This is a genomic window from Nocardia donostiensis, from assembly GCF_002081715.1.
Lineage (GTDB): Bacteria > Actinomycetota > Actinomycetes > Mycobacteriales > Mycobacteriaceae > Nocardia > Nocardia donostiensis.
On sequence record NZ_MUKP01000026.1, the window covers coordinates 48,140 to 61,603 of the forward strand.

Below are 13,464 nucleotides of genomic sequence, written 5' to 3' on the forward strand. Positions count from 1 at the left end.
AGTCCCCGTCACTGGATGTTGACGTCGACGCTGGCCGGCAGATCGATGCGCATCAGCGCGTCGACCGTCTTCGGCGTCGGGTCGAGGATGTCGATCAGCCGCTTGTGCGTGCGCATCTCGAAGTGCTCGCGCGAGTCCTTGTACTTGTGCGGCGAACGGATGACGCAGTACACGTTCTTTTCGGTCGGCAACGGCACCGGCCCGACGACCCGGGCACCGGTGCGGGTCACCGTCTCGACGATCTTGCGCGCAGACGCGTCGATCGCCTCGTGGTCATAGGCCTTGAGCCTGATGCGGATCTTCTGTCCCGCCACGCTAAGTGTCCTTTTCTCCGCTTTCGTTCGTGGTCCGGAAACCGGTCAGGCATCCGTACCACCCTATTTGCACAGCCCGAACACACGAAGACGTCTCAATGGAGACCACGACCGGGGCACGCCCGATCCTCGCCGCTGTTCATCTGTCATGGTTCTCCGGTCCACGCGGTCGGGCGTGTCGCTCGGCCGCTCATTCCTCGGCCCTGGAATACACATCCCTGTAAGGCTGTCGGAATACCGTCCCGGACGTACCCGCACCGCATCGGTGGGGTACATGATTGGGTTCTGCTCACCAGGCCCGGCAACGCCGCTTCATCAGGAAACTCGCACTACCCGGGTCAAGGCAACCCGAACAGTATGCCCGAGAGCTGCGAGCACATCAAATCGGGGGTGGCGGGTCGCTCGAGAGCGGATCGACAGACCCGGCCAGCCGCACGGCCAGTTTCCCCCATACTCAACTTACCGACAAGTAAGATCGGTCTATGACGAACGCGACCGCGACTTTGCGCAGCTGGACGAAACTGCCGGACAACCGGCTCGGGCACGCCCTGTTCTCGCTGGGCATGGTGGCGCGGGTGCCCTACTTCGGCACCGTGCTACCCACCGTGACGCGACTGGAACCGGGTCTGTGCGAGGTACGGGCACCCAAATGGTTCGGCATCCACAACCATCTGGGCACCTTCCACGCCATCGCCGCATGCAACCTCGCCGAAGTGGCGATGGGCATGCTCAGCGAGGCGACCGTCCCGGCCACCCACCGGTGGATCCCCAAGGCGATGAACGTGCAATACCTCGCCAAGGCCGAGACGGGGCTGCGAGCAGTGGCACAACTGCCGGAAACACCGGATTTCGGCGAGTTCACCGAAGGCCGGGAACTGATCGTGCCGGTGTCGATCTACGACAAGCGCGGGACGGAAGTCGTGCACGCCGACATCACCACCTGGGTGACACCCAAACAGTAACGCTCCCATAACGTTTCAATTGCACGGCAAGGTGGGGACCGACTCGCCTTCGGGGGTGAGTGCGGCAACCACCAGGGCAATTGCCCGTTCGTCGCCGAGCAGACCGCCGTGATCGGCAGTGTTGCCGGGGCAGCCGTCCTGCAACCAGATATTGCGGTTACCGCCTTCGGCGGTGGTCAGCAGCGCGGTGTCCGGCGGAGTGATCACGGTATCGGCGCGCGACGCGATCGCGGTGTAGCGCACCCCGGGCACCGTCTCCCCCACCGCGTTCAACCGGTTCAGCAGCGGCGAACCCACCGCCTGCTGCCTGCCGGGAAGACCGAAGACCTGTGCGGCGATCTGCGCTTCGGTCAGCCCGAGGGTAGCCAGATCGGGATATATCTCCCGCAGCCCGGCCCAGGTGGTGCCCCGGTAGGGCGAGCCGAGCGTGACCACCGAGGACACGGCGGCGCCGCCGTGCTCCCGCAGGTAGGTGCGGATCACCGTGCCGCCGGTGGAATGGCCGACCAGCGCCACCTTCGCGGCGCCGGTCCGGTCACGGACAGCCTGAACGGCGTCCCCTAGTCCGCCTGCCATCTCGACGATATCGGCGACACCCCAGACCGTGTTCCCGAGCAGAGCGGCGCCGATCGGTCCCGCACCCGCCGACGAACCCGCCTGGCCGCTCACCGCTTCGATCAGGGCCGGGCCCCGTCCCAGATTGACGGCGAACACACAGTGACCCGCGGCGTGCAGGGCAGGAGCGTAGGCGGCGAAACTGCGCACGGCGTCGGTTCCCGAACCGTGCACCAGCAGGACCGGCTCGTACCCGCCGGACGGCACGCAGGCAGGGTTGTTGGCGCCGGCCAGCAGCGGGAACACCGGTTCTGCTGCGCTCGGCGCGGCGAATGCGACCGCGCCGACCGTGACGGCTGCCAACAGACTCGCCAGCCGCGCAACCTGTTGCCGTATCCCCATGTCATATCCCCAGGGGAGCGGCAAGCACTGGCCAGGAACCCTTCAACGCGTCCTGCCAATAACCCCAGGTGTGGGTGCCGACGGGAGGGAAGTTGTAATGCGCCGATATTCCGAGCTCGTTCAGCCGGTCACGCATATTGTGCGCGCAGTAGTTGGTCGCGGCCTCGATAATTCCGCCGAGCACAATTTGATTCGCAAAACCCCAAGGACCATCCAACGAGTATTCACCGCCGTACACGTCATATTGGCCAGGCACGCCGGTTCCCGAGGAAATATAGATCGCTTTTCCACGCAATCCTTCCGCCTGGACGTACGGATCGTTCGCCGCCCATTCCGGATCCCCCGGCGGACCCCACATATTGTCCATCTCGGCCCAACCCCATTCCTCCACGGTGAGGCGGACGAACTCCCGACCCACCGGGTCGCTGGTCTGGGCACATCCGCTGTAGGCGGCGACGCTCGAATACAGATCACCGGTGGTGGCGGCCAGTGACAGTGTGGTGGTGCCCGACATCGAGAACCCGGCGATCGCGTTGCGGCCGTTGGTACCGAGGAATTCATCGATCACCGGCGGCAGTTCCTCGGTGAGGAAGGTCTTCCACTTCTGTTTGCCCAGGCGCGGGTCGTCGTGCCGCCAATCCGCGTAATAGCTGAACATCCCGCCGATCGGTTCGATAACATGCACGTTCTTATCCGAGAAGAACTGCAGGGCATCGGTTTCGGTGCCCCAGGTGGTCCCGTCGACGCCGCCGCCCGCACCGAGCAGCAGGTACAGCGCAGGCCGCGGCTCGCTGGTATCGGCCGCGCGCTGGATCCGCACCTCGATATCCCGGTCCATCGCGGCGGCATGGACGGTGAGCGTGACATGGCGCGGATCGTGCTCCTGTACCGCGACGAGCGATGTTTCGGTTTCTGTGCCGGGCGCGGCCGCAGCCTGCGCCGGAAAGATGCCCAGTGCGATGACCGCTGCGGCGAACACACCGAGCCTGCGGCGGTGGAAACCCCTCATGATGTCCCTTCTTCGCATAGGACAATCACGTTATGTTGCGGCACAACACGTTTCACGACTGGAATTGTTGGGCCAACAGAACTGGGGGCATCGCCGGAAATCGCTCGGCGGAAATCGGAATTGTTCGGGCAGCAGCGTAACACTTGAACGCCCGAACGCGATCACATCGATTCCAGGCCCGCCGGCGGTTGCGTTCCGCTGAGCGCAGCGGCTTGAATGCCTGCATGGCAGTGAGCGCGGTCCGGGATGTCGATGTGTGCGTGGTGGGTCTGGGCCCGGCCGGGCGCGCGCTGGCGCATCGTGCCATGGTGGCCGGGTTGTCGGTCGCCGCGGTCGATCCGCGACCGGACCGGTTGTGGCCACCGACGTTCTCCTGCTGGGTGGACGAACTACCGGAGTGGTTGCCCGCCGAGGTCATCGCCAGCCGGATTCCCGCACCGACGGTGTGGACCAAAACCCGGCATCGGATCGAGCGCCCCTACTGTGTGCTGTCGAAACCGGGGTTGCATGCGGCGCTTGCGCTGGACGACGCGACCGTCCACGCGGGCCGGGCCACCCGGGTCGACGCACATACGGTCGAACTCGCCGACGGCACCCGCATCAGCGCGGGCGTTGTGGTCGACGCGCGCGGGCTGCCCACCCTGGGTGCGCGGCGGGCGGCGAGCGCGCACGGCATCTTCGTCGATGCCGAAACCGCTGCTCCGATGGTGGCCGAGGGTGAGGGCCTGCTACTGGACTGGCGGCCGGAGAACGGCGCCGGGCCCGGCGAGCCCCCATCGTTCCTGTACGCGGTGCCGTTGGGCGACGGCACCGTGATCTTCGAGGAGACCAGCCTCGGGTTGCGTGGGGGTATGCCGCAGCACGAACTGCGTAAGCGGACACTGAACCGGCTCGCCGCGCACGGTATCCGGCTCACCGGCACCGAACCGAGCGAGGCGGCCCACTATCCGCTCGATCAGCCACCCCCGCGTAAGGGCACCGGGCGGGTGGTTCCGTTCGGCTCGCGCGGCGGGATGATGCACCCGGCAACCGGGTACAGCGTGGCGGATTCGCTGGCGCTGGCCGATACCGCTATTGCGGCGATCCAGTCCGGCGCCGACCCGGTCGAGGCGCTGTGGCCGTGGCGAGCGCGACTCGTCTACTGGATGCGGATGCGGGGCCTGTTCGGGCTGGGCCGGTTGACCACCGAACAGTCCATCGCCATGTTCGACGCGTTCTTCTCCGCCTCGCCGCGGGGCCAGCGGGCGCTGCTGTCGGCCCACGACGATTACGCCGCGCTGGGCGTGGTGCTGTTCAACACCGTCGCGCACACCTGGCCGTTCCGCTGGCGCTACGACCTGGTGGGCTGGACCAACCGCAATCGGTGGGTCGGCTACCCCTTCGCGCCCGCCGATTCCCGTGCGGAAACCGCTTCTGCGGATCCGGCCGAGCACTGAATCCGCCGAACCACAGATCGTGGTGCGCGAGGTCGCGCCGCCATCGCTCCTGCTCGAGCGCCGGAGGGAGTGTGCCGTTCACCGTCGCAGGCTCGAGCGACAACTGCGCCGTTCAGGGAGTGCTGCTCAGCCGAAGTCGGCAGTGTCCAGGGGGAACGCGAACGGTTCTGGTAGGTCGACCGGTTTACCGAAGGGCATCCGCACGTCCTGGCGGTAGTCGACCAGGTCGCCCGCGCCGCCGGGCTCGCTGAACAAGGTCACTGTTCTTTCCCGGCGGTCCACCAGTAGATACAGCGGTATCCCGGCGCGTGCGTAGCAATACCGTTTGGTTTTGCGGTCGCGGTCGGGGTTGTCGCTGGTCACCTCGACTACCAAGATCACGGGGGCACACGGCATCCACGGTGGCTCGTCCCGGAACGCGCCGACCGGGGCGAATACCCCATCGGGAATCACATGGTTCCGCGGGCACAGGCCGCCACGGTCCAGGACCAGCCCCTTGTTTCCGGAGAAATCGGTTTCGGTGGCGGAATTCCGCATCACCTGCCGAACCACGGAGGCGATATTTCCTTCGTGCGTCCCGCCTGGTGGTGGTGTCACTATGATCTCCCCCTCGATCAGCTCGGCCCGGAACCCCTCAGGCGTCTCCAGCGCGTGGAACCCTTCCAGCAGCACATCGGCCGGATCGCGCGGCTCGGGTGCGGTGGCTGTGGTCACTGCGACACCTCCCTCGTCTGGTACCTGAAGCATACGGGCGGACCCGGCGGGACAACCGCACCGAGTCCGCCGTTATGCCAGGTCACCCCCCTGCGGTGGAGTTGTCCACAGCCGTGCCGGCTCAGGCTCCGTTCTCGGCGGCCTTGCGGTAGCCGCGGATCGCGGGATAGGCGAACACGATGATCATCCCCAGCGTCCACAGCACGGATTTGGTGAGCGGTTCGGCGACAGGACCGCCGTAGGACAACCCGCGCATCGCCTCGATCGCGCAGCTCATCGGCTGATTCCCGACGACCGTCTGTAACCAGGTGGGGTAGGCGTACACGGGCACGAAACCGGAGTTGAAAAACATCAGCAGGGTGCTGATCATGCCGATCAGATTGACCAGCACCACCCCCTCGGTCGCCGTGGCCAGGGCCGTAACGAACACCGCGAAACCTATCCCGAACATGACCGGGATAGCGATGAGCGCGAGCGCCGCGAGCGGCCCCTGACCGAACCGGAACCCGATCGCATAGCCGACCGCGAGCACGAACAGCGTGGTGATCAGCACCCGGATGGCCTCGGCGAGCAGCCGTCCGGTGAGGCCGGCCGCGCGGTGTATCGGCATGGTCCAGAACCGGCCGAGCAGGCCGGTGATCTTCTCCGTTTTGAAGCCCAGGGCGCTCACCACGGCACCGGACATAGCGGCGACAAGGGTGATCAGCGGAACGGTGCCGTAGACGCTCGGTTTACCGGTTGCGGCGGTGATCGAATCGCCGAGCACGATACGGAACATCAGCAGCGTCAGCGCCGGATACACCAGAGTTTGGATGGTGGTCGCCGGGTCCCGAGCCCAGGCCGTCAGCAGCCGTTTGCATTGGATCAGGCTGTGCGTCAGCCACAGCTGCGGCGATTTCTCCGACCTGGCCGCCACCACGGGCAGGTCCGCATGCTTCCCGACGGCCGGTTCCGCCGTCACCTGGACAGAACTCATGCCCGCCTCACACTCGCCCAGATCGCCAGCGGCGTGAACACCGCCGCCAGCCCGACCAGCCACACCAGTGGCACCCACAGAACCTGCCAGCTCACCCCGTCGGCAGCCATATCGCGCAATGCGAAGGAGAACTGCGAGATCGGCTGATTACGCACGAACGGCCGGATCCATTCCGGGAATCCGCTTTCGGGCACGAACCCGCACGACAGCATCCCGAAGATCAATGTCGGCAGGGTCAGCGCCTGGCTCAGCGATTCCGGGCTCTTGGTCAGGCTGCCGAGCGCGTCGGCGCCGATCGCCAAGACTGTGCCGACGGCCAGCGAAAACAGGCAGAACAGCACCGCCTGCCCCCAACCTGCCTCGAACCGGAAACCGATGACGTGCCCGTAGACGACAGCGGCGGTCAACGACGTGACCGAGCGCACCATTCCTGCCGCGATCCGCGACAGCAGCGGTACCAACGTGCCGACGGGCATCGTCTGCAATCGGGTGTTGAACCCGCTCAGCGCCTCGAACGCCGATATCTGCGCGTTCGACATCATGGTGAAGGCCATGGTCTGCAGCACGATGATCGGCATGACGAACTGCGCGTAGTCGATGCCCTGCAGTTTCATCACGAAGCGCAGCGGCAGATAGAAGCCGACGGTGAAAACCAGCGGAGTGACCACCGCGACGGCCAGTTCGCCCTTGGTGGCCATGGTCCAGATGATGCGCCCGGTCAGCGCCCGCCACTGCGCGAACGCCGTGCGCCGCGCCCGCGGCAGATCGGCGAACAGGTCGGTCCGGGTGGTGCCGGGGCCGGTAGTGGAGACGGTCACGCTCGCCCGCCCGGCAGTATCGCGGCGCCCGCCGACTCGCCGCTCAACGAACTCGGCCGCTCAGTCTCGTCGCTCGCCGAGCCGGTATGCCCGGTGATGGACAGGAACACATCGTCGAGGGATGGCCTGCGCAACGCGATATCGTCCAACGGGATGCCTGCGGCGTCGAGCCTGCGTAACGCCTCGGCGAGCGTTCCCGGTCCGTCGGGTGCCGGGATGGACAGTCGGTCGCCGCCGAGTTCCGCGGCCACCGGGGCGGGCACCAGATCGCCGAGTGCCGCGGCCGCCAAGGTCAGCTGGCCGGGGTCGAGCGGGACGACCTCGCAGTAGCTGCCGCCGGTTTTCTCCTTGAGTTCGTCGGCGGTGCCCTCGGCGATGACCATGCCTTTGTCGATGACGATGATGTTGTCGCTGAGGACGTCGGCTTCCTCGAGGTACTGGGTGGTCAGCAGGACGGTGATGCCCTGGTCCTTCAGACCGGTGACCAGATCCCATACGCCTTGGCGGCTGCGCGGGTCCAGCCCGGTGGTCGGTTCGTCGAGGAACACCACCTCCGGCCGCACCACGAGCCCGCAGGCGATATCGACGCGGCGACGCATACCGCCGGAGTAGTTGCGCACAGCGCGCCTACCCGCCGAGACCAGGTCGAATTCCTCCAGTAGGGAGTCGGCGCGTGTGCGGGCCGCGGATTTGCTCAGGCCCATCAGCCTGCCGAACAGTTCCAGGTTCTCCCGGCCGGACAGATTTTCGTCCAAAGCCGCGTACTGGCCGGTCATCATGATCGAGCGGCGCACCCCGGCCGGATCCTTCACCACATCGTGCCCGGCGACCACGGCGGTGCCCGAATCGGGGCGCAACAGCGTGGACAGGACCTTCACGGTGGTGGTTTTGCCCGCCCCGTTCGGTCCGAGCACACCGAGGACGGCGCCGCGGGCGGCGGTGAAACTGATACCGCGCAGTGCGTGCACCGGGCCGAACGATTTGCGTACGTCCCTTACTTCGACGGCAGGGGCCTCGCCGGCGGGCTTGCTCACTGGTGGCGGCCCAGCCGTGGGCACGGACGACCCGGCTTGGTTCGAACTCGGCATCAACTCTCCACTATCGGCCGGATGGGGCGAACGGGTCGCCGGTAACGCGCGGCTCGGCGTCCCGTTGGGTGATCCTTACTGCCGGGCGCGATGTTACCGGCCCGGCTGTTTCGGCCCTGGCCGCCGCCGGTACCCAATAACAGGCACGGCAAATGTGCGTTTGGTCACAACCGAATCGGCGGCCGTGATCGTCGCTGGTCGGGCTCGCAGTGGCAGCATACGGGCAGCGTTCATGCCTTGTCGGCCCGATAGGGGCCCCATAGGCTGGGGCGCATGGCCGAAACCGCGCAGCCACCCGTGGCGGTGCGTTCGGGAGGACCCGGCCGACCGAGCGTGCTCACTTCCTACGACCCGCGCACCGGGGAAATCGTCGGCAGCTATGCCGTCCAGGGCGCCGGTGAGTTGACTCGCGCCGTTCGCGCCGCCCGGTCAGCCGAAAAATGGTGGTCCGGCTCGAGTTTCAGCGCCCGCAAACGCTGGCTGCTGGCGTGGAAGCGGATCATCGCGCGACGCGCGAGCGAACTGGTCGACATCCTGCGCGAGGAGACCGGAAAACCGGAAGCGGAGGCCGCCATCGAGGTGATGCTCGCTGTCGAGAATCTGGATTGGGCGGCCCGTAATGCCGCTCACGCGCTCGGCAGGCGCAAACTGGCCTCCAACTGGCTCAACCGTAATCAGCAGGCGTCGGTCGGTTATCTGCCGCTCGGCGTGGTCGGTGTGCTCGGTCCCTGGCACAACCCGGTCTTCACCCCGATGGGGTCCATCGCGTACGCCATGGCGGCCGGTAATGCGGTGGTGTTCAAACCGCATGAGCTGACCACGGGCGTCGGGGTGTGGCTGGCCCGGACCTGGCAGGAGCTGGCGCCGGACCAGCCGGTACTGCAGGCGGTCACCGGTGACGGTTCCACCGCGGCGGCACTGTGCCGAGCCAAGGTCGACAAAATTGCCTATGCCGGGCCGGAGGCGGGCGCACGCGAGGTGATCGCCCTGTGTGCGCAGTCGATGACCCCGGTGGTGGTCGAACACAGCGGTAAGGGCGCGATGATCGTGCACGTCGACGCCAAACTCGAAGACGCCGCGGAAGCGGCAGTCTTCGGGGCGATGGCCAACGCGGGCCAGAACGCCACCGGTATCCAGCGCGTCTATGTGGCGACCTCGGTCTACGACCAGTTCCTCGCGTTGGTGGCCGAGCGGGCGCGTGCTCTGCGACCCGGCGCGGCACGGCGCGCCGCCTACGGCCCGATGATCCTGGAGGCGCAGGCCGAGGTGGTGCGCAAACAGGTGCGCGACGCCCTCGCCCGCGGCGGTCGCACCGTGGTCGGCGGACTGGAGTCGATCAGGGAACCGTATATCGAGCCGATAGTGCTGGCCGATGTGCCCGAGGAGAGCCTGGCCGTGACCGGCGAAGGGATCGGGCCGGTGCTGATCGTGAACAAGACAGCCGATCTGGACGATGCGGTACGGCGGGTCAACCAGGCGGGTCGCGGTATCGCGGTATCGGTGTTCACCCGCGATATCTCCGAGGTGGAAACCTTCGCCGAACGGTTGCGCGTCGGCGTGGTGACGGTCAACTCCGCCACCACCTACGCGGGGATCCCCGCCCTGCCGTTCGGCGGTGTCGGCGAATACGGGCAGGGCCACAGCCACGGTGAGCTCGGTCTGCGGGAATTCAGTCGGACGCTGTCGATCGCGCGCAACCGTTACGGCGCCCCACTGAACATGTGGACGTTCGAACGGAGCCCGCGCCGGCTGCGGTTGACCAAAGCGATCTTCCGTATCCGCCACGGCCGCTGGGGCTGAATTCCGGTCGAGAACTTCCCGGAGCGAGCCCAGCGGGGGGCGCACCGGTCTGCGCCGTGCTCAGCCGAGCAGCACCGCCATCATCAGGGCATGGACCCGGGCCATGTGTTCGCGGCGAGGGTCGAACCGGATCAGTCGGCCCACATCGATGACCTGTCCGATCGCCGAATGCACACGGAAGCGTGCCTCGGTGGGGTCGGTGTCCAGCAGATTCGCCCATTCCAGCACGTTCTGCCGCTGGATGGCCCGCAGTTTGTGCTGCTCGGATTGCGGCAGATTGCTGAATTCGGCGTAATAGACCGGCATGATCTCCGGCATCGCAAAACTCAGCCGCACATAGCGGTCGGCGATCCGGTCGGCGGCGTCCGCACGTCCCGTCGCCTCGGCCAGCGCCTCGGTGATGGCCACCGCAAGCCGGTCCCCGGTGCGGTGGAAGGCCGCGGCCAGCAGATCGGATTTGCTGCTGAAGTACCGGTACACGCTGGAGGCGTTGATGCCGACGGCGGCGCCGATCTCCTCGATACTCGCCTCGTGGTAACCCTGCCTGCCGAAGATCCGGATCGCTTCGGTGAGCAGCTGTTCACGTTTCGAGGTGATCGGCAGACCACGCGAGGCCGGTGGCGGGTCTGCTGCATCGGGGGCGGGCGGCAGCTCGGTGCGCGCCACCGCCCAGGCCAGATGTTGCAGCAGCGGCAGCAGGCGGGCACCGGACAGGGCGGTGCGATGCGCGGAGATGCTGCCGATAGTGCTGAGCACGGCGGCGGCGAGCAGCGCGACGTCCTCGGCGGGCGCGTCGGGGCGCAATTGCGCGATCGGCTCGGCGAAGGCGGCGTTGAGGTCGTCGTAGAGGGTTTTGATGCGGGCCTTGTCGGCGCGCTCCAGATAGCGCCGCTCCCACCGGTAGAGCCCGGCCTCGCTCCGGATGTCGATGGTGTGTTCGGCGACCGCGCGGATCAACGCGTCGAGGCGCTGCTCGGCGTCGAGGGTGGGGTCGTCCGCGGCCTGCGCGGCCTCCAGCAGATGTCTGGCTCCCTCCTCGGCGGCGGCGACGAGCAGGGCGTATTTGTTCGCGAAATGCCGGTAGAGGGCGGGGCCGGAGATACCGACCTCGGCCGCGATCTCGTCCACGCCGACCGGGTAATAGCCGCGTTCGCTGAACGCGCGGGCGGCGGCGCGCATGATCTGCAACTTGCGGTCTTTGGGTCTGCGCCGAGCCGATCGGTCGCCCGAACCCTCGTCTGCCTTGGGGCGCGCGAGGTCGACGTCGGCGCGATCCGCGACCATGTGCCTCTCCGTTCTGTCGACGGCGCCGCCGGTTGACAGCGCCGGACCAGTCAACCTAAGTTAACCACAATTCGCAATGTTAACGAGGATTCTCACCCGGCGCGCGCCGACCGCATCCCAGGGAGCACATATGGTCAACAACGATTCCGCGGTCGACCGGACCGTGTCGGGCTTTTCCGCCGTCCGCGACGGCCGGATCCTGCGGATAACGATCACCAAGCCCGAACGCAAGAATGCCATCGACTACGACACTATGGTTGCGCTCGGCGACACTTTCCGCGCGGTAGCCGACAACCCCTCGATCCGGGTGGTCGTTTTCACCGGTGCGGGCGGTGATTTCTGCAGCGGCGCCGACCTGGCCTCCGGTCCCGCCGAAGCCCAGCGCGGAATCACTCCCGATGCGGTGATGGACGCCGCGAACCGGCTGGTGCGCGCCATTGTCGATGCCCCGGTGCCGGTGATCGCGCGGATCCGCGGCGCCGCGGCCGGTGTCGGCGTCGGCATTGCGCTGGCCGCGGACCTGGTCTACGCCAGCGACGACGCCTACCTACTGCTGGCGTTCATCAATATCGGCCTCATGCCCGACGGCGGGGCCGCCACCCTGGTCGCCGCAGCCGCCGGACGCCCGCTGGCCGCACGGATGGCGCTACTCGGCGAGCGCCTGCCCGCCCCCGCCGCGCACGAGGCAGGGCTGTTTACCGATGTGGTGCCGGTCGACGAACTCGACAATGTCGTCACCGCGGCCGCCGATAAAATCGCCCACGGCCCGCGCCGCGCCCTCGAACTCACCAAACAGGCCCTCAACCAGGCCACGCTCGCATCGCTCGATGCCGCCCTGGCCGCGGAGAAGACCGGCCAGATCGAGCTGCTGCAGTCACCGGACTACCTCGAAGGTGTGACCGCGATGCTCGGCAAGCGTAAAGCAGTATTCACCGAATAGCTTCGCCGGAAACGACGACGGCCGCCCCGGCAAGTTGCCGGAGCGGCCGTCGGTGTGCAACGGGTCGGAGACCGCCTCTATCAGGTCAGAGACCGAGTCCGCGGGCCAGCACCGGCCACGACTGCATCAAATCGTCACGCCAGTAACCCCACGAATGGGTGCCGGCATTCCGGAAGTTGTAGGTGGCCGGGATACCGAGCGAATCGAGACGGTTCTTCAGGTTGTGGGTGCAGTAGTTGGTGCCCGCTTCGATGATGCCGCCGATCAGGATCTGGTTGGCCAGACCGTAGGCGCCAGGCAGAGCGTAGGGGCCGTTCAGGGTGTCGTGCGGGCCGGGCAGGCCGTTGCCAGTGGAGATGTAGAGGTCCAGACCGCGCAGCCCTTCGGCGTTCACGTACGGGTCGTTCTTCACCCATTCTTCCGAACCCTGCGGGCCCCACATGTTCATCGTGTCACCGCCACCCCAGGTCTCCACGGTGAGCTTGACGAACTCCGAACCCACCGGATCGCTGGTCTGGGCGCAGCCGCTGTAGGCGGCGGCCACCTGGTACAGGCCGGGCTTGGCGATCGGCAGGGCGAGCACGGTGGTGCCCGAGGTGGACAGGCCGGCGATACCGTTCACACCATTGGTGCCGAGTGCCGCGTCGACCAGCGGGGGCAGCTCCTCGGTGAAGAAGGTTTTCCACTTGTTGCGGCCCAGTACCGGGTCGTCCTTGATCCAGTCGGTGTAGTAGCTCCACTTACCACCGATCGGCTGGATGACGTTGACGTTCTTGTCCGAGAGGAATTCCAGCGCATCCGTCTTCATCTGCCAGGAGGCGTCGTCCTCACCGCCACCCGCACCGTTGAGCAGGTACAGGGTGGGCCGGGGGACGGACGCGTCGGCGGGACGCTGCACGTCGATGATGATGTTTTCGTCCATGGCCGTGGAGTGGACGTGCAGCCGGATGTTGCGGTCGTCCTTGTATTCGGCCTTGACAATGCGTGACCCGTCAGGCGCGGTGGGGTCGGCAAGCAGAGATTTGGACTCGATGATGGGATCGGCCGACGCCGGAGATGCGCCGAGTCCGGACATCAGTCCCGCCAGTACCGCCGTCGCCGCGACCATCGCCGCGGTACGTTTGCCGCCACGCCGGGTGAGTCGACGTATCAATTTCGCACCTTCG

At 66.8% G+C, this 13,464-nt stretch carries 13 protein-coding genes; 4 read left to right on the top strand and 9 right to left on the bottom strand.

Features of this window, described 5'->3' with window-relative positions:
- Window positions 1-8 precede the first annotated feature (8 nt).
- The gene (rpsJ, locus tag B0T44_RS17375; protein WP_003938093.1) at window positions 9-314 is read right to left on the bottom strand and encodes a 30S ribosomal protein S10; all 306 of its coding nucleotides are present in this window, start codon (window positions 312-314) and stop codon (window positions 9-11) included.
- Window positions 315-796: 482 nt separating this feature from the next.
- Here rpsJ and B0T44_RS17380 point away from each other — a divergent pair, with 482 nt between their 5' ends.
- The gene (locus B0T44_RS17380; protein WP_077114316.1) at window positions 797-1,276 is read left to right on the top strand and encodes a hotdog fold domain-containing protein; all 480 of its coding nucleotides are present in this window, start codon (window positions 797-799) and stop codon (window positions 1,274-1,276) included.
- A gap of 15 nt (window positions 1,277-1,291) precedes the next feature.
- On the opposite strand, the gene B0T44_RS17385 is transcribed toward B0T44_RS17380, so the two are convergent.
- Together B0T44_RS17385 and B0T44_RS17390 are read right to left on the bottom strand one after the other, a co-directional pair.
- Window positions 1,292-2,233 carry a lipase family alpha/beta hydrolase gene (locus tag B0T44_RS17385; protein ID WP_077114314.1) on the bottom strand — a complete coding sequence of 314 codons (942 nt, stop codon included), beginning with the start codon at window positions 2,231-2,233 and terminating at the stop codon, window positions 1,292-1,294.
- A gap of 1 nt (window position 2,234) precedes the next feature.
- Complete coding sequence (locus B0T44_RS17390) at window positions 2,235-3,242, bottom strand: alpha/beta hydrolase (protein WP_077114312.1); 1,008 nt, start codon at window positions 3,240-3,242, stop codon at window positions 2,235-2,237.
- Between the two features lie 224 nt (window positions 3,243-3,466).
- On the opposite strand from B0T44_RS17390, the gene B0T44_RS17395 reads away from it, so the two are divergent.
- On the top strand, window positions 3,467-4,678 hold the full coding sequence (locus tag B0T44_RS17395; RefSeq protein WP_077114730.1) for a lycopene cyclase family protein: 1,212 nt from the start codon (window positions 3,467-3,469) through the stop codon (window positions 4,676-4,678).
- Window positions 4,679-4,804: 126 nt separating this feature from the next.
- Here B0T44_RS17395 and B0T44_RS17400 read toward each other — a convergent pair whose 3' ends face one another.
- The 4 genes from B0T44_RS17400 to B0T44_RS17415 form a co-directional block, all read right to left on the bottom strand.
- The gene (locus tag B0T44_RS17400) at window positions 4,805-5,392 is read right to left on the bottom strand and encodes a Uma2 family endonuclease (RefSeq protein WP_217697410.1); all 588 of its coding nucleotides are present in this window, start codon (window positions 5,390-5,392) and stop codon (window positions 4,805-4,807) included.
- A gap of 121 nt (window positions 5,393-5,513) precedes the next feature.
- Window positions 5,514-6,368 (bottom strand): ABC transporter permease, encoded by an 855-nt coding sequence (locus tag B0T44_RS17405; protein ID WP_077114308.1) that lies wholly within the window; start codon window positions 6,366-6,368, stop codon window positions 5,514-5,516.
- Window positions 6,365-7,186, bottom strand: a complete 822-nt coding sequence (locus B0T44_RS17410; RefSeq protein ID WP_077114306.1) for an ABC transporter permease — start codon at window positions 7,184-7,186, stop codon at window positions 6,365-6,367. Before B0T44_RS17410 ends, B0T44_RS17405 begins: the two co-directional genes overlap by 4 nt.
- The gene (locus tag B0T44_RS17415) at window positions 7,183-8,274 is read right to left on the bottom strand and encodes an ATP-binding cassette domain-containing protein (protein WP_081512246.1); all 1,092 of its coding nucleotides are present in this window, start codon (window positions 8,272-8,274) and stop codon (window positions 7,183-7,185) included. Before B0T44_RS17415 ends, B0T44_RS17410 begins: the two co-directional genes overlap by 4 nt.
- Before the next feature lie 273 nt (window positions 8,275-8,547).
- On the opposite strand from B0T44_RS17415, the gene B0T44_RS17420 reads away from it, so the two are divergent.
- On the top strand, window positions 8,548-10,074 hold the full coding sequence (locus tag B0T44_RS17420) for an aldehyde dehydrogenase family protein (protein ID WP_081512247.1): 1,527 nt from the start codon (window positions 8,548-8,550) through the stop codon (window positions 10,072-10,074).
- Window positions 10,075-10,134: 60 nt separating this feature from the next.
- On the opposite strand, the gene B0T44_RS17425 is transcribed toward B0T44_RS17420, so the two are convergent.
- Window positions 10,135-11,358 carry a TetR/AcrR family transcriptional regulator gene (locus B0T44_RS17425; RefSeq protein WP_077114301.1) on the bottom strand — a complete coding sequence of 408 codons (1,224 nt, stop codon included), beginning with the start codon at window positions 11,356-11,358 and terminating at the stop codon, window positions 10,135-10,137.
- Window positions 11,359-11,488: 130 nt separating this feature from the next.
- Here B0T44_RS17425 and B0T44_RS17430 point away from each other — a divergent pair, with 130 nt between their 5' ends.
- A complete protein-coding gene (locus B0T44_RS17430; protein ID WP_077114299.1) occupies window positions 11,489-12,298 on the top strand; it encodes an enoyl-CoA hydratase in 810 nt (269 codons plus the stop codon).
- Window positions 12,299-12,383: 85 nt separating this feature from the next.
- Here B0T44_RS17430 and B0T44_RS17435 read toward each other — a convergent pair whose 3' ends face one another.
- Window positions 12,384-13,406 (bottom strand): alpha/beta hydrolase, encoded by a 1,023-nt coding sequence (locus tag B0T44_RS17435; protein ID WP_077114297.1) that lies wholly within the window; start codon window positions 13,404-13,406, stop codon window positions 12,384-12,386.
- Window positions 13,407-13,464 lie beyond the last annotated feature (58 nt).